Here is a 16,634-nt window from a genome sequence, read left to right on the forward strand (position 1 = left end):
CAACATATTTCTATTTAATTTCTTAAATATTTCTATTTTAATATAGAAACAAAATTTTTGTTTCTATTATATTTTTAGAAACTATATAAAAACAATCAAAAAACACCATAAAAAACAAGACAAATTGTTTCTTATAATGTAATATCTTATAAATATTTGTTTAATATAAAATTACTAGCTGCTTAGTTAAATTTTCAAAGTATAAAACATTTTGCTCCGCCAGGAGCTTTAACTGTCTCAAAGGAGATTGCGTCTATTTGAGCCAAATGTTTATATAAAGCAGTGGCACTAATATCGTAATCGTATCTGTATTTAAAAAGTTGATATATATGTTTTCTTTCAACTTTTTTGTGTCTTTTGTAAAGTTTTGCTATTTTTATATAGTCTTTTTCAGAGCACAACTCTTGTAGCTTGGTAAATAAATTGTGGTCATTTTTAAGTTCATCTGCAAATTTGGCAATACTATCTTCCAGACCTGGTTTTTTTGTTATATCTATGTCTTTTGGTTTTGTAAGTGCAGTATAATCTGTTAGGATATAGGCTCTTAAAATATTAGCAAAGTTACTTACATCTATAAAAGTTTTCGTTTCCAATTCTTCAATTGTGCTGATGCCAAAATTTGGTAAAAAATCATCTATACGATTAGAAATTTTAAAAGTAGCATACTCCCATTTGATATTATAAGGCAAATAATTTTCTTTGGTAATAATAATTTTGAGATTATTATTAAAAAAAAGATTATCAGGGCAGATAATTTTTTCTAGCAGTTCCTTCTTGTTTTTATTTGCTATAGTTTTTTGGCTTATATCTTTAATAATATATAAAATTTTATTTTTTATTTGTTCTTTTGTGTCTTTTTTGCTTATTGTGTCATCGTTTATTTCTACACAATTATATTCCCCGAACAGGGGAATTAAAATTTTATTTAGTAATATTTCTATTCCAGTATATTCATTTGCAACAAAAATCAATATATTATTTGTAGGATGGTCAGTAGGTGTATCCGTTACCATACTTATGCGTTTAACAAAATTAGATAGCCAACTCATAATATGATTAAATTTGTTTATATTACGATTAGAGATATAATATAGATATTCTATAATAATCGAAAATTGTATATCGCTTCTTTTGTTTGTATTTAGATACATAGAACGTATAAAAATATTTCTAGAATAAACATTATTTACAAAAATATTATTTATAAAGCCTGAGTAGTTATCAATAGTAAATACATATTCATCTACAATACGAAGAGTAGACACAAGAAATATGCTGTTTAACGGCAACTGTTTCTTTCTTGCTTTGTTTTCTAATTCCAGCTTATCTCTAAAAACATATATATCCCTACCGAGAAGCGACGACAAAAGCTGAGATAAGTCATTTTTATTAACGATTTTAACTATATTATTACTGCAATGGCATATCTTACCTGCCTTATCAAGCCAAAAAATGCTAAATTTTTGTTCTAATTCCATTAAAATATTGTGGCTCGCTTGAATAGCGTCAATCAGTGTGTTGTAATATGGAAAATTATAAAGTGGTACAGAGCTATATACTATTGTATTATTGTTTGTTTTCAGTTTGTATCCAGTATATTCTACCGAGTGTGATTGCATATATTTTCCTTAAAGCCAAAACATAAAATTATACAACATTTATTTTTAATCATTATAGCCAAAATTAGAAAATACCAAAAAAAAGTGTACCCTAATGTGTACCCTAGATTAATTTTTAGAATTTTTAAAAGTTGCTGAAAACATTTGGAAGCCGATTTTATCGATGGTGCCCGAGGTCGGACTCGAACCGACACAAGGTTGCCCTTACCAGATTTTGAGTCTGACGCGTCTACCAGTTTCACCACTCGGGCTAAGTTAAGATTGAATTTTTAGGTTTGTGAGAAGAAAGAAAAAAGGGGAGACTTGCTCCCCGAAAAAGAAAATTATTTCTTTTTACCTTTTTTAGCAGCACCAGCAGCAACTGCTTCTTTAAGTTTTTTGCCAACTTTGAATTTGACTGCTTTGCTAGCAGGAACGTCGATTACTTTCTTAGTTCCAGGAACTCTAGCTTTCCTTGCAGCTCTGTCAGCAGTACCGAAAGTACCAAAGCCTATAAAGCTAATTGTATCGCCTTTTTCAAGAACCGCTTGGATTGTCTCCAAAGTAGCATCAACAACTTTTAGAGTATCTTTTTTTGAAAGACCAGCCTTGTCGGCAACCGCTTGAATAAATTCAGCTTTTTTCATGAACCATCCTTTTAAGAAGTTATGCGGCAATTCTACACTCTTTTAAAAAAAAATACAATACTTTTTCCCTAAATTTAGCTCTTTTTTTGCATTTTTTTAGTAAAAAAGACCAAATTTTAAACTTTCACTCGCAAATTTCAAACGTAAGCTCGTTTTTTAGCCCTATCTTTTTCATATCTACAAGCTTTAAATTTTCAAAATTTAAAGCCATTAGCTCATCTTTGTTTGCCACTTTAGCATTTGCGATCTGGCGCAAAACCTCACCTCTATAAGCTTTTGCATGGTGGCTTAGTATCTTTTTGTTTTTCAAAAAGCAAAATGTCGTAAATTCTTTCTTTACCGCATAAAATTTCTCATAAAATTTAGCCCTAAGATCTAAAATTTCATCATTTTCTAAAAAGCTATCGACTGCCTTGCTAAAATTTTGCTCATAAAATTTACAAATATCAAAGCCAGCTAGCTTTTCGCCTTGCTTTAGTTTGTACTCAGCTATCTCATCTTTTGCTAAAATTGGTCCAAATAAATTTGAAAATATCAAAACATTATTATCTATATATTTTTGAGCCTCAAAGCTTAGTCCGCAGTAGTTTAGGTGTTTATAGGCAACGCCGTCATATCTTAAGATAGCTTTTATGCTACCTTTTTGAAAAAGGCTTTCTCGCAGTTGCTCGCTATCTTCAAGCTCTTTTAGTCCAAAAAGCTTTTTTATCTCGTCTAAATTTGCACTTTTTAAAAACTCATCATATCTTTTTAAAATTTCGGCCCTTTTGTTAAAAAGCTCAGAAAATATCAATTTTTTACCATCAAATTTATCATTTGTATTTAGAGAAATTTTGCTTTCGCTTGGTGAGAAGAGGATTTTTAACGCCATTTTCTTTCCTATTTTATATATGTAAATTTTGGCAGATTATACAATAAAACTTTTTTGCACTAAAAAAAATCAAATTTTCACCGATATATCACAAAGCGGAATTATTCTTGCTTAGAGTGAATAAAAATTTAGGGAAAAATTATGAGAATTACAAATCAACTACGTTTTAGTCAGACTTTGCACGACTATCAAAAAAATATGGTTGGCGTAAATAAAAGCTATCAGCAGCTCTCAAACGGACTAAAAATTCAAGATCCATACGACGGTGCTGCGGTTTATAACGATGCTATGAGGCTTGATTATGAAGCGACCACTCTCACTCAAGTGGCTGATGCTACTGGTAAGTCAGTAAATTTTGCAAAAAACACGGACAATGCGCTGAAAGAATTTGAAAAACAGCTTGAAAATTTTAAAACAAAAGTCGTTCAAGCAGCCAGCGACGTGCATAGCACAACATCTCTTGAAGCTTTGGCAAACGACCTTCAGGGCATCAAAAACCACCTTGTAAATATCGCAAATACCTCTATAAATGGGCAGTTTTTATTCTCAGGAAGTGCTGTGGATACTAAGCCGATCGATGGCTCAGGTAAATATCAAGGCAACCGCGACTATATGAAAACTTCAGCCGGTGCGCAGGTTGAGCTACCTTACAATATCCCAGGATTTGATCTATTTTTAGGAAAAGATGGCGACTACAACAAAATTTTAACAACAAACGTGATGCTAGCTGATCAAACTAGAACAGACATCGCTTATGCGCCAAAATATCTTGATGAAAATAGCAAGATAAAAAATATGATCGGTCTAAACTACGCAAGCGACTCAGTTGTGGGCAGTGACGGCTCTTACAAAGGCACGATCGAGCCTGATTTTGACTTTTTGGATACTTCAAATGTAAATTTCCCTGACACATACTTTTTCATGCAAGGCAAAAAGCCAGACGGCACAACATTTACTAGCAAATTTAAGATGAGTGCTGATACGTCAATGGCTGGTTTGATGGAGAAGATCGGTATGGAATTTGGCAACACAAAGACGACAAAAGTTGTCGATGTGAGCATAAATAACGACGGACAATTTAATATAAAAGACCTTACTAAAGGTAATCAAACGATAGACTTTCACATGGTTGCAGCTACTTCTGTGGCGGCAAATCGTGGCGCGATAGCTCCAAACAATACACTTGATACGATAAATTCGCTACAAAGTCTTGAAAATATGGCAAATGCTGTGCCAAAAACGGTTCATATAACTGAATTTACAAAGAGCAAATACCTTGATAAAGATGGAAATTTAACAAACGCATTTGACTATGACAAGGTTAGATTTGAGCGAAAAGACAATGAATTAATAGCAAATTTACCTCAAGTAGCTAGAAGAACAGGCGAGTTTGCAACTGATCAGACCAAACTAAGTGAGGTTTCTGGCACAAAAGAGAGCTACAATAGAAATTTATACCCAAAAGATGTCGATGCTAGAAAAAGAGAGCTTTACAACATAGATAATCAAGAGATAGGTCTTCAAGTAAAATCAATCACTGGCACGACCTACGACATCAAAGTAAAAATGGGCGAAGCAGGTGGCGTAAATACCCCAGTGCAGTTTCAAATAACATCAACAACAGCTGCTGGTGTGGTATCTCCAACTAGAAATTTGACCGTCTATAACTCAGATGAATTTGGCAGTTACAGAACCTATGCAAGCGACTTTACATATCGTCAGCTAATGGATATCGTAGCGATGGCTGCAAGCGATAACATCCCTGATCCTCAAAACGTAGAGAATGCAAACTTTGATACAGATATCGAAAAGGTAAGAAGAGATCAAAACTACAATGCCTATAAAGACGCTTTGTCAAAGACTAAAGGCGCAGTAGAGGTAAATTTAGATGATAAAGGCAGGATGGTTTTAACTGACAAGACAAAATCTGTCACAAATATAGAGCTTACTATGTATGATGCGAAAAATGGAGATATATTTGACGGAGATAGCACTGGCATGAACACCGCTGGTGCTGCAAGCCACCCTCAAGGCAAGGGCTCAGTATTTAGCTTTAACGAAAATAATGCTTTAACTATCGATGAGCCAAGCACAAGTGTCTTTCAAGACCTTGATGATATGATATTTGCCGTTAGAAATGGCTACTATAGAGCAGACGCTAACAATCACGACCCACGAAATACAGGTATGCAAGGCGCTTTAAAAAGGCTAGATCACTTGGTAGATCATGCAAATAAAGAGCTTACAAAGATAGGCTCTCAAACAAAGCTTCTAACGGCGACAAATCAGCGTGCAGAGGTTATGAAAGTAAATGTGCTAACTGTTAAAAATGACGTCATAGACGCAGACTATGCAGAGTCATACCTTAAATTTACGCAGCTTTCACTCTCATATCAAGCTACTCTTCAAGCAAGCGCTAAGATAAATCAACTAAGCTTGCTAAACTACCTAAACTAAAATGATAAATCAGCAGGCCTAGCTTGCTGATTTTTTAAAAATTAAACTCAAGCGTGCTATAATAAGCCTTTTTAACAAAAGGATCTAAAATTTTAAGACATATATTATTTACTATTTTTGTTTGTTTTTTTGTATATTTTGGCATCGCTACGGCTGCTCCGACTGCTGATTTTGTAGGCTCACTTGGACAAAGTCTTGGTGTTTTTAATATTAAATATTTTGGACTTATCGCCTATGTTTATCCATTTTTACTTATCGTTCTAGGCTATTTTGTATATAAAAATTTTAAGAAATTTGACTTTGATTTTGCTCAGTTTGTGGTTGGGATTTTTCTATTTTTTATCGCATTTTTGATGTTTCAAGCGCTAACCACTTCTGGAGCAAATAGCGGCGTGATAGGTGGCTTTATAGTCTCAGCGCTAAAAGAAGTCATCGGCGCTATCGGCACTGCGGTTGCTATACTTATGATATTTATCATCTCTCTTGGGCTTGCTTTTAGAGAAAATTTTATCATCGTTTTAAGAAAGGCTTTTGTAGATAAAGAGCCAAATAGCTATGAAGAAAAAAGCAGAGGCGTAAAAGAGGTAAGGGCAAAGCAGATACCAAAGATAGAGCGCAAAAAGCCAAAAGCCGAAGATATAAGAGAAGAAGAGCTTATAGACGCTCAGGTGCTAAATGACGACGAGCCAAATTTAGAGAGTGAGCCAGAGCCAGAGATGGAGCCGGCACAAGAGAGCAGACCTGCAACTATAAGCGGGGTTGAAATTTTAAACGAAGTGGCTGAAAACAAAAAACTTCTTGATCAGATAGAGCGCGGCAAGGTCGAAAAGCCAAAAGACTTTGTCTTGCCACCGCTTAAATTTCTAAACGACCCTCCAAAGCGCTCGCACAATATAAATGAAGCCGAGATCGATCAGCAAATTTCAAATTTACTCGACAAACTGCGTAAATTTAAAATAGATGGCGACGTGGTGCGAACTTACACTGGCCCTATCGTCACGACATTTGAATTTCGCCCAGCCCCACACATCAAGGTGAGTAAAATTCTCACTTTGCAAGATGACCTAGCTATGGCACTAAAGGCTCAAACGATCCGTATCCAAGCGCCGATCCCTGGCAAGGATGTCGTTGGTATCGAGGTGCCAAATCAAAATTTAGAGACGATCTATCTAAAAGAAATTTTAGAGAGTGAGATATTTAAAAATGCTAGCAGCCCGCTAACTATGGCTCTTGGCAAGGATATCGTGGGTGCTCCTTTTGTGACTGACCTTAAAAAGCTCCCACATTTACTAATCGCAGGTACAACTGGATCGGGCAAGAGTGTGGGTATAAATGCTATGCTTTTAAGCTTGCTTTATAGAAATAGCCCACAAACTTTGCGCTTAATGATGATAGATCCAAAGATGCTTGAGTTTAGCATATATAATGACATCCCGCACCTTTTGACACCGGTTATCACAGAGGCTAAAAAGGCGATCACAGCGCTTTCAAACATGGTCGCTGAGATGGAGCGAAGATATAAGATAATGAGCCAAACTCGCACAAAAAATATAGAGAGCTACAACGAAAAGATGAAGAGTGAGGGCGGCGAGCAGTTTCCATACATAGTCGTGATCATCGATGAGCTAGCCGATCTTATGATGACTAGCGGCAAGGATGTGGAGCTTTACATAGGCCGTCTAGCGCAGATGGCAAGGGCTAGTGGCATACACTTGATAGTGGCGACCCAGCGCCCAAGTGTCGACGTCGTGACCGGTCTTATCAAGGCAAATTTACCAAGCAGGATAAGCTATAGAGTAGGGCAGAGGATCGATAGTAAGGTCATCTTAGACCAAATGGGTGCTGAGAGCTTACTAGGGCGTGGGGACATGTTATTTACGCCTCCTGGAAGCCCTGGAGTGATCAGACTGCATGCGCCATTTGCTAGTGAAAAAGAGATCGAGACGATCGTAAATTTCTTAAAAGAGCAGCAAGACGTGATCTATGATGAGAAATTCTTAGCAGAAGAGGGCTCTAGTGCAGGCCCAGCTGCTGGTGCGTTAGGTGAAGAAGAGCTTGATGAGCTTTATGAAGAGGCAAAAGAGATCATCTTAAGCGAGCAAAAAACATCGATCAGCTACCTACAAAGACGCTTAAAAATAGGCTACAACAAAGCTGCAAATATAATCGAACAGATGGAAAAAATGGGCGTTTTAAGCCCAGTAAACGCAAAAGGCCAGAGGGAAATTTTAGTTTAAAAATGTTTTGACGACTAAAAGGTATTCAAATTTACTTATAAATTTGAATACTGTGTTGCTTGGCAATGCCTCTATAATACTCTTATATATAAAAAGCATTTTAAAAAAACTCACAAAGTTATCTTTAAACTAGGTATGAAGCTGGAGCTAATAAATAAAAATCCTTGTGACTTTATAGAGCTTCCAAAATTTGACAATAAAAGATACTTTGATTATCCTATATCTATTCAAAAACGTTTTATAAAAGCTATTTGCGAAAACACTGATGATAACTCTGATATATTCTTTTTCTTACTTCACGGCAGGCGTAAAAATGAAGTATTAAGCCTTAAATTTAGTGATATAAATTTTAAAACAAGAACTTATACTATCCCCTTTAAAATCAATAAGGCTAAAAGAGATATGATCTATAAGATGAGCGATGAGCTATATTCTAGGCTATATAAAAGGTATATAGTAGCCAAAGAGCAAAAACGTCTAAATGATTATGTATTTATCAATCCTATGACTGATGATAAATTTAAAGATTTACGTAAAAGCTGGGCTTCGCTTCTTAAAAGAAATAATCTTCCAAAGATAAGATTACATGATATTAGGCATTTAATAGGCACATACTCAATTAATTATCTTAAAATTCCTATTGAGCAAGTATCATTTACATTAGGGCATACAAATATAATTACTACTCAAAAATATATTACTGCAAACATCAAAAAATCTCAAGAAACTATCGAAATTTTACTTAATTCAATTTCAGTTTAATTTAAGCGTTTTAAAAAGTGTCTTGTAGTGCCGATAAAATCGTTATTTGGTTGCGGAGGACGGATTTGAACCGCCGACCTTCGGGTTATGAGCCCGACGAGCTACCACTGCTCTACTCCGCGATAAGAGTTGTTTGGGATTTTTAAAAGTGGATGGGGTAAGAGGATTCGAACCTCTGAATGACTGGACCAAAACCAGTTGCCTTACCGCTTGGCGATACCCCAATGTTTTTAAGAGTTGTAATTATATAGACTTTAATGCCATTTGTCAAGGTTTTTTTAAAAAAATATGTAAATTTATTTTATTTTTTCAAAGTAGCTTTTTTAAAATTTAAAAATAAACAAAATACTTTTATAGCATATAAAATTTAATTATAGCTTTTAAAACCCATGCGAAAATTTACATGGGTTTATCTAGTTTTATGCCAAAAGCTCTTTTGCGATCATGCTTATGCGTTTTGCTTCAGCGCTCGCTCCGATCTCATCTTTTGCCATTTTCATCACAGCGCCTAAATTTTTACCAACCTTTTCAATTATGCTTTTTATCTTCTCTTTTAGCTCATCATCACTTAGCTGAGCTGGTAGATATGCCTTGATCAGCTCGATCTCGCTCTGCTCTTTTTTGGCGAGATCCTCTCTTGCTCCCTTTAGATAGAGCTCAACCGAGTCAGCTCTCTTTTTGATCTCTTTTTGAAGTAGAGGTAGCACGACCTCGTCGGTCATCTCGATCCTTTGATCGACTTCAACCTGCTTAAGTGCTGCATTTAGCGTCCTTAAGGTGTCTCTTTTAAACTCATCTTTTGCCTTCATAGCCTCTTTTATATCGGCTAAAATTTGCTCTCTTATGCTCATTTTCTCTCCTTTAAATTTTTGAAATAATAACTAAAATTTTGTGATAATTTCTTGAAATATGCCTTTTAAATAAGCCGCCCCAACGCCCTCTCTAAGCCCATCGTCGATAACTATAAATTTCGCTTTTTGCCCGTTTAGTAGCTCCTCTAAAAGCAGCGTTCCAGCGATGAGCGGATACTTTCTACTTCTTCCAACCGCCACGTCAGCGCTTTTGTCATCCATCTTTAAAAGCTCATTTACAAACCAAGCAAGATCGTCATTTTTAAGCTCATATCCACTCACTTTTTTTGGATCATAGCTCTCGTAGTTTAGCCCAAGCTTTAGCGCTGCGATGGTGGTCGGCACACCAGAAGTTAGCACGATAAGTCTATTGTCAAGACTTGTTAGAAATTCCCTTGCCTCTTTTGTATAAATTTTTGCATTTTCTTGCATCAGATCAAGCATCTTAAACCTCTCGTAAAATGTGATGATGCCAAATTTAAAGCTTATAAATTTTCCCTCTTCGCCTATCTCGGAGCTTGCACCGCCGATGTCGATGATGCTAAATTTATCATTTATGCCAAGCTTTCTTAAAGCATTTTGCACGCCTAAAAATGTAAGTTTTGCTTCAGCTTGCCCGTCAATGATATGAAAATTTATGCCAAATTTCTCTCTTATCTCGCCAAAAATTTCTTCGCTATTTGATGCCACTCTAAAAGCCTCAGTCGCGACTGCCACGCACTTAAATTTGGCAAAGTCAAATTTGCTTTTAGCCTCCGCTATCGCCTCAAAAAGCCTATTTTTAGCCTCCAAACCTATCTTGCCACTTTCGTTTAAGCCCCTTGCAGCTCCAACTATCTTTTCATAAATTTGCTCGTTGCTAAAGCCATTTTGCTCTTTTTTTATAAGCGCCACGCGAAAGGTATTTGAGCCAAGATCGATCGCTATAACCAAAATTTATCCTTAATATTTTTGCCAAATTCTAACATATGATAATTTAGTATCATTTAAAGTGAGAAAATTCTAAAAACTTTAATAATTTTCAAGATATAATTTTGTTAAAAACTCTTACAAGGGGGCTTGATTGCTTCGAGATAACTTCTTGGCGTTAGTTATTTTTGCGATTTGCAGCGTTGGATTTTTCGTTTGGGGCTATCAATACATCCCGGTAAATAACTACTTTTTATTCTTGATCGCTGGCATGTTTGGTCTTTTTATGGCGTTTAATATTGGCGGAAATGACGTTGCAAACAGCTTTGGCACAAGCGTCGGCGCAAAAACACTCACACTAAAACAAGCTCTTGTAATCGCCGCCATTTTTGAGCTTAGCGGCGCGATATTTGCAGGATCTGAGGTTACAAATACGATTAGAAACGAGATCGTGAAATTTCCAAGCGATCTAAACCCGATGAAATTTGTCATCATTATGATCTCAGCCCTTCTAAGCTCAGGTCTTTGGCTATTTTATGCCTCTAAAAAAGGTCTGCCAGTCTCGACCACTCACTCGATAGTTGGTGGCATCGTTGGTGCAGGACTTGCTATGGGATTTATGATAAAAGATCCAGAGCCATTTAATATGGTCTCTTGGGGTGAGATCGGAAGGATCGCCGTTAGCTGGGTCATCTCGCCACTGCTTGGCGGCGTGATGTCTTACATTATATTTGGCTATGTAAAAAGCAAAATAATCGAGCCAACACACGAGCTAAAGACAAATTTAAAAGCGTTAAAAGCTGAGAGAAAAGCCTATAAAGAAAGCTTCATAAAAGCGCTTAAAACAAAGCCAGCTGAGGAGCAGATAGCCACTCTTTCAAAGATAGCAGTTATCGACGAGGACGAGATCGAAACCACTGAATACAGCGAGTACCGCTCAAAAATTCGCATCATGAAAGATAGCGAAAAAGAGATAGATACCTTTAAAGCGATGAAAAAGCACATCCCGATCATCGCTGGGTTTGCCGCAATGGTCATCTCATCAATGATGCTTTTTAAAGGGCTTGAACACATAAATTTAGCCTTTAGCATCATCCAAACAGTCTGGATCATCTTCGTCATCGGAGCTCTAGCGTATCTTGCAAGCCTTGCTATTATAAACGTCATGAGTAAAAACGACAGCGAAAAGAGCATCAATAGAATTTTCTCATGGTTTCAAATTTTTACCGCTTCATCTTTTGCATTTTCACACGGCGCAAACGACATCGCAAATGCAGTTGGACCATTTGCTGCTGTGCTTGATGTGCTAAAAACTGGCTCTATAAACGAAAGCTCGCCGATACCTAGCATCGCAATGGTAACCTTTGGCATCTCGCTTGTCGTTGGACTTTGGTTTTTAGGCAAAGAGGTGATCACTACTATCGGCTCAAAACTAGCCGAAATTTTACCTACGACTGGCTTTAGCGCAGAGCTTGCCTCAAGTATCGTCATACTTCTAGCTACAAAGCTTGGCATACCAGTTAGCTCGACGCATATCCTAATAGGCGCGGTTTTGGGCATCGGCATCGTAAATAAAAATGCAAACTGGAAAATGGTAAGACCTATCATCCTAGCTTGGCTCATCACACTACCTGCGGCTGCGATATCATCGGCTATATTTTATTTTGCTCTTGCTAAATTTCTAGGCGTTTAGAAAAACACTTTGCTTGTAAATTTAAAATTTGCAAGCAAATTTCATTTAAACTAAAATTTCTAATTTCTACGGATAAAAAACTATTAGAAAAGTAAAATTTTACTTACATTATTTAATAGATTAATTTATTAAAGATTAATCAATTTAGGCTAAAATACGACCATTTCAACAAAAGGACAGCTATGAAAAAAGATGTAAAAAAAGTTGTTTTAGCATACTCAGGCGGACTTGACACAAGTATTATTTTAAAGTGGCTTCAAGACGAATACAAATGCGAAGTAGTCACATTTACAGCTGACATCGGACAAGGTGAAGAACTAGAGCCTGCACGTAAAAAAGCCCTAGCACTTGGTGTAAAACCTGAAAATATTTTTATAGAAGATTTAAGAGAAGAATTTGTACGTGATTATGTATTTCCAATGTTTAGAGCAAATGCAATCTATGAGGGCGAGTATCTACTTGGTACATCAATCGCGCGCCCACTTATAGCAAAACGCCAAAGCGAGATCGCAAGACTTGTTGGCGCTGATGGTGTGAGCCACGGAGCAACAGGCAAAGGCAATGACCAAGTTCGCTTTGAGCTTGGCTACTACGCACTTGGCGACAACCTAACTATCATCGCTCCATGGCGCGAGTGGGATTTAAACAGCCGTGAAAAACTTTTGGCATACGCTGAGAAAAACGGCATAGACATCACCAAAAAACCAGGCAAGAGCCCATACTCAATGGATGCAAATTTGCTTCACATAAGCTATGAGGGCCTAGTGCTTGAAGACCCAAGCCACGCACCAGAAGATGATATGTGGAGATGGACAGTAAGTCCAAAAGATGCTCCAGATAAGAGCGAGATCATTGAGATAGGCTATGAAAAAGGTGACCCAGTGAGTATAAACGGCAAAAAAATGAGCCCAGCTGAAATTTTAACCGAGCTAAACCGCCTTGGCGCAAAACATGGCATCGGCAGACTAGACATCGTAGAAAACCGCTCAGTTGGTATGAAGAGCCGTGGCTGCTACGAAACTCCTGGCGGCACGATAATGCTAAAAGCTCACAGAGCGATAGAGAGCATCACACTTGACCGCGGTGCAGCTCACTTAAAAGATGAGATCATGCCAAAATATGCCGAGCTAATCTACAACGGCTACTGGTGGTCACCTGAGCGAAATATGCTCCAAGCTCTTATCGACAAGAGCCAAGAGCACGTAAATGGCTCTGTAAAAGTTGAGCTTTATAAAGGCAATGTAACCATCCTTGGCAGAAGCAGTAAAGATGATAATCTATTTAGCGAGGCATACTGCACATTTGAAGAAGATAGTGTTTATGATCAAAAAGATGCAGCTGGATTTATCAAACTAAATGCGCTTCGTTTCATCATCGCACGCAAAAATGGGCGAAAATTTGACTAAAAATAAAATTTAAAAGGATAAAAATGAAAGTATTATTAATAAAAGATGTAAAAGGACTTGGTAAAGCTGGCGAGATAAAAGAGGTAAAAGACGGCTACGGCAACAACTTCTTAATCGGCAAAGGCTTTGCAAAAGCTGCCACTCCAGATGTCCTTCGTCAATACGAAGCAGCTCAAAAGAGAAAGGCTGAAGAGCTAAAATATGAGATCGCAAATTTAGAAAAGCTTAAAGAAGAGCTTTCAAAAGTGACAGTCGTCGTCAAGAAAACTCTTGGCGCAAATGGCTCTCTTTTTGGCTCAGTTTCAAAAGAGGAGATCGCAGCAGAGCTTGAAAAGACGCATCATTTGGTGGTTGAGAAAAAGGCTATCGACCTAGACACTCACCTAAAAACAGTTGGTCTTTATGACGTCTCTATAAAGCTTGGACACTCTATAAATGCGACCTTAAAGGTTGATGTGCAAGGAGAGTAGATGTTTCATGCGACAACCATCTTAGCCTACAAAGGCAAAAATAAAGCGGTCATCGGCGGCGACGGGCAGGTTAGCTTTGGCAACACCGTCTTAAAGGGCAACGCCGTAAAAATCCGCAAAATTCATAACGGCAAAGTCCTAGCTGGCTTTGCTGGCAGCACTGCTGATGCGTTTAACCTCTTTGATATGTTTGAGAAAAATTTAGAGCATACAAAGGGGGACTTGCTAAAGGCGGTGATAGAATTTAGCAAAGAGTGGCGCAAAGACAAGTATCTAAGAAAGCTTGAAGCGATGATGCTTGTGCTTGATAGGGATAAAATTTTCTTACTTAGTGGCACTGGAGATGTTGTTGAGCCAGAAGATGGTAAGATAGCAGCTATCGGAAGCGGCGGCAACTACGCCCTTTCAGCGGCCCGTGCCTTAGATAAATTTGCTGATATCGACGAAGAGGAGCTAGTCAAAGAGAGCCTCAAGATCGCTGGCGAAATTTGCATCTATACAAATACAAACATCAAAACTTATGTTTTAGAATAAGAGAGAAAATGAACTTAACACCAAGAGAAATTGTTAAATTTTTAGATGACTATGTGATCGGTCAAAAGGACGCCAAAAAGATCATAGCGATCGCACTTCGCAACCGCTACCGCCGCATGAAGCTTGAAAAGAGCTTACAAGATGACATCATGCCAAAAAATATCTTGATGATCGGCTCAACTGGCGTTGGTAAAACTGAGATCGCAAGGCGACTTTCAAAGATGATGGGGCTGCCATTTATAAAGGTCGAGGCCAGCAAATATACCGAGGTTGGCTTTGTTGGTCGTGACGTTGAGAGCATGGTAAGAGACCTTGCTATGGCTTCATATAATCTCGTAAAAAACGAGCAAAGTGAGAAAAATCAAGATAAGATAAATGCCTACATCGAAGAAAAGATCGTCTCAAAGCTACTTCCGCCACTTCCAAAAGGTGCTAGCGAAGAGAAACAAGCAGAGTACGCTAAGAGCTATGACAAGATGCTAAATAGGCTAAGAAATGGCGAGCTTGATGAGCTAAGTATCGAGATCGAGGTGCAGCAAAACCCACTTGAAGCTGGCTCAAACGTGCCACCTGACATGGCTCAGATGCAAGAGAGCTTTATCAAGATAATTGGCATCGGTGGCAAGAACATCAAAAAAGAGATGAAGGTAAAAGACGCTAAAAAAGCCCTTCAAAGCGAAGCAAATGATAAAATTTTAGACCTTGAGAGCGTAAAAACAGAGGCTTTAAGAAGAGCTGAAAACGAAGGCATCATCTTTATAGATGAGATCGATAAAGTAGCTGTTGGCTCAGGTAGCTCAAATAGGCAAGATCCTAGCAAAGAAGGCGTGCAAAGAGACTTGCTACCTATCGTTGAGGGCTCAAATGTTAATACTAAATTTGGAAATTTAAAGACAGATCACATTTTATTTATCGCAGCTGGCGCCTTTCATATAAGCAAGCCAAGTGATCTCATCCCTGAGCTTCAAGGCCGTTTTCCACTAAGAGTCGAACTTGATAGCCTTGATGAGGACGCGCTTTATCAAATTTTAACCCAGCCAAAAAATTCGCTTTTAAAACAATATATCGCACTTCTTTCAACTGAAAATGTCGAGCTAGAATTTGACGATGAAGCGATAAAAGAGATAGCTAGGATAGCTCACGCAGCAAATGAAAAGATGGAAGACATCGGTGCTAGACGCCTTCACACGGTGATCGAGCGCGTGATAGAAGATATCAGCTTTGAGGCTAGCGAAAAGAGTGGCGAAAAGATAAATGTCACAAAAGAGCTTGTAAAAGAGCGCTTAAAAGACGTGGTTGAGGATCAAGATCTAGCGAGGTACATACTTTGAAATCGGGCTTTGTTAGCATCATAGGACGCACGAATGCTGGCAAAAGCTCGTTTTTAAATGCCTTATTAAACGAAAAGATCGCCATTGTCTCGCACAAGCAAAACGCAACTCGCAGAAAGATAAATGGCATAGTTATGAACGGTGAAGATCAGATCATCTTCACCGACACGCCAGGGCTTCACGAGAGCAACAAGGCGATAAATCAACTGTTAATCAGCCAAGCTATAAAATCGATGGGAGACTGCGATCTCATCGTATTTTTAGCGCCTATCCATGATGATACAAGCGACTACGAGAAATTTCTAGCTTTAAATCCTGAAAAACCACACATCTTAGTGCTAACAAAAGTCGATGAGAGCTCAAATGCTAAAGTCTTAGAAAAGATCACCAAGTATCAGAAATTTCAAGATAAATTTGCAGCTTTGCTTACTTTTAGCACCAAACAGCCTACCTATAAAAAGCCGCTTCTTGATGAAATTTGCAAGCTTTTGCCAGAGCATGAGTACTTTTATGATCCAGAATTTCTCACACCGACAAATGAAAAAGAAATTTTTAGAGAATTTATACTTGAAGCGATCTATGAAAATTTAAGCGATGAGATCCCATATCTTAGCGATGCGATCATAAAAAGCGTAAAAGAAAAAACAGGTATAACTGAAATTTATGCGAGTATCATCACGGAGCGTGACATCCACAAAAGCATGATCATCGGAAAAAATGGTGAAACTATTAAAAGAATAGGAATTTTTGCAAGAAAGTTAATACAAAATTTAACAAACTCAAAGGTCTTTCTAAAGCTCGATGTAGTCGTTAAAAAAGGCTGGAGCAAAGAAGAAAAGAGCCTAAATCAGATAATCGGCTATTGATT

General features: G+C 37.6%; 13 protein-coding genes, 3 tRNA genes and 2 pseudogenes. 10 read left to right on the forward strand and 8 right to left on the reverse strand.

Going from position 1 to position 16,634, the window contains the following annotated elements; all coding sequences use genetic code 11:
• Positions 1-194: 194 nt before the first annotated feature.
• From CYO89_RS06090 to CYO89_RS06105, 4 genes are all read right to left on the reverse strand, one after another.
• The gene (locus CYO89_RS06090; RefSeq protein ID WP_087578719.1) at positions 195-1,619 is read right to left on the reverse strand and encodes a hypothetical protein; all 1,425 of its coding nucleotides are present in this window, start codon (positions 1,617-1,619) and stop codon (positions 195-197) included.
• A 164-nt stretch (positions 1,620-1,783) separates the two neighbouring features.
• Positions 1,784-1,870 (reverse strand) — tRNA-Leu (locus CYO89_RS06095).
• A gap of 72 nt (positions 1,871-1,942) precedes the next feature.
• The gene (locus tag CYO89_RS06100; protein ID WP_012001719.1) at positions 1,943-2,245 is read right to left on the reverse strand and encodes an HU family DNA-binding protein; all 303 of its coding nucleotides are present in this window, start codon (positions 2,243-2,245) and stop codon (positions 1,943-1,945) included.
• 124 nt (positions 2,246-2,369) lie between these two features.
• Positions 2,370-3,116 carry a YaaA family protein gene (locus CYO89_RS06105; protein ID WP_103597570.1) on the reverse strand — a complete coding sequence of 249 codons (747 nt, stop codon included), beginning with the start codon at positions 3,114-3,116 and terminating at the stop codon, positions 2,370-2,372.
• Between the two features lie 141 nt (positions 3,117-3,257).
• Here CYO89_RS06105 and CYO89_RS06110 point away from each other — a divergent pair, with 141 nt between their 5' ends.
• The 4 genes and pseudogenes from CYO89_RS06110 (at position 3,258) to CYO89_RS06120 (ending at position 8,572) form a co-directional block, all read left to right on the forward strand.
• The gene (locus tag CYO89_RS06110; protein WP_103597571.1) at positions 3,258-5,573 is read left to right on the forward strand and encodes a flagellin; all 2,316 of its coding nucleotides are present in this window, start codon (positions 3,258-3,260) and stop codon (positions 5,571-5,573) included.
• Positions 5,574-5,716: 143 nt separating this feature from the next.
• Positions 5,717-6,073 (forward strand): annotated as a pseudogene (locus CYO89_RS10740) (DNA translocase FtsK 4TM domain-containing protein); the annotation flags it as partial.
• Between the two features lie 273 nt (positions 6,074-6,346).
• Positions 6,347-7,810 (forward strand): annotated as a pseudogene (locus CYO89_RS06115) (DNA translocase FtsK); the annotation flags it as partial.
• Between the two features lie 135 nt (positions 7,811-7,945).
• A complete protein-coding gene (locus CYO89_RS06120; RefSeq protein ID WP_258032541.1) occupies positions 7,946-8,572 on the forward strand; it encodes a tyrosine-type recombinase/integrase in 627 nt (208 codons plus the stop codon).
• A 47-nt stretch (positions 8,573-8,619) separates the two neighbouring features.
• On the opposite strand, the gene CYO89_RS06125 is transcribed toward CYO89_RS06120, so the two are convergent.
• The 4 genes from CYO89_RS06125 to CYO89_RS06140 form a co-directional block, all read right to left on the reverse strand.
• Positions 8,620-8,694 (reverse strand) — tRNA-Met (locus CYO89_RS06125).
• A gap of 27 nt (positions 8,695-8,721) precedes the next feature.
• Positions 8,722-8,796: transfer RNA gene (locus CYO89_RS06130), tRNA-Gln, on the reverse strand.
• 195 nt (positions 8,797-8,991) lie between these two features.
• Positions 8,992-9,423: a GatB/YqeY domain-containing protein gene (locus CYO89_RS06135; RefSeq protein WP_009293851.1), complete on the reverse strand. Its 432-nt coding sequence runs from the start codon at positions 9,421-9,423 to the stop codon at positions 8,992-8,994.
• Positions 9,424-9,453: 30 nt separating this feature from the next.
• Complete coding sequence (locus CYO89_RS06140) at positions 9,454-10,356, reverse strand: disulfide bond formation protein DsbA (protein ID WP_103597574.1); 903 nt, start codon at positions 10,354-10,356, stop codon at positions 9,454-9,456.
• 130 nt (positions 10,357-10,486) lie between these two features.
• On the opposite strand from CYO89_RS06140, the gene CYO89_RS06145 reads away from it, so the two are divergent.
• From CYO89_RS06145 to era, 6 genes are all read left to right on the forward strand, one after another.
• A complete protein-coding gene (locus CYO89_RS06145) occupies positions 10,487-12,025 on the forward strand; it encodes an inorganic phosphate transporter (protein ID WP_103597576.1) in 1,539 nt (512 codons plus the stop codon).
• Positions 12,026-12,207: 182 nt separating this feature from the next.
• On the forward strand, positions 12,208-13,431 hold the full coding sequence (locus tag CYO89_RS06150) for an argininosuccinate synthase (RefSeq protein WP_103597578.1): 1,224 nt from the start codon (positions 12,208-12,210) through the stop codon (positions 13,429-13,431).
• A gap of 23 nt (positions 13,432-13,454) precedes the next feature.
• A complete protein-coding gene (gene rplI / locus CYO89_RS06155; RefSeq protein WP_087583215.1) occupies positions 13,455-13,901 on the forward strand; it encodes a 50S ribosomal protein L9 in 447 nt (148 codons plus the stop codon).
• Complete coding sequence (hslV, locus tag CYO89_RS06160; protein ID WP_002940451.1) at positions 13,902-14,435, forward strand: ATP-dependent protease subunit HslV; 534 nt, start codon at positions 13,902-13,904, stop codon at positions 14,433-14,435.
• An 8-nt stretch (positions 14,436-14,443) separates the two neighbouring features.
• A complete protein-coding gene (gene hslU / locus CYO89_RS06165; RefSeq protein ID WP_012001741.1) occupies positions 14,444-15,766 on the forward strand; it encodes an HslU--HslV peptidase ATPase subunit in 1,323 nt (440 codons plus the stop codon).
• Positions 15,763-16,632: a GTPase Era gene (gene era / locus CYO89_RS06170; protein ID WP_103597580.1), complete on the forward strand. Its 870-nt coding sequence runs from the start codon at positions 15,763-15,765 to the stop codon at positions 16,630-16,632. Before hslU ends, era begins: the two co-directional genes overlap by 4 nt.
• Positions 16,633-16,634 lie beyond the last annotated feature (2 nt).

Origin of the sequence: Campylobacter concisus, assembly GCF_002913765.1 — a bacterium.
GTDB classification, from domain to species: Bacteria; Campylobacterota; Campylobacteria; order Campylobacterales; family Campylobacteraceae; genus Campylobacter_A; species Campylobacter_A concisus_BB.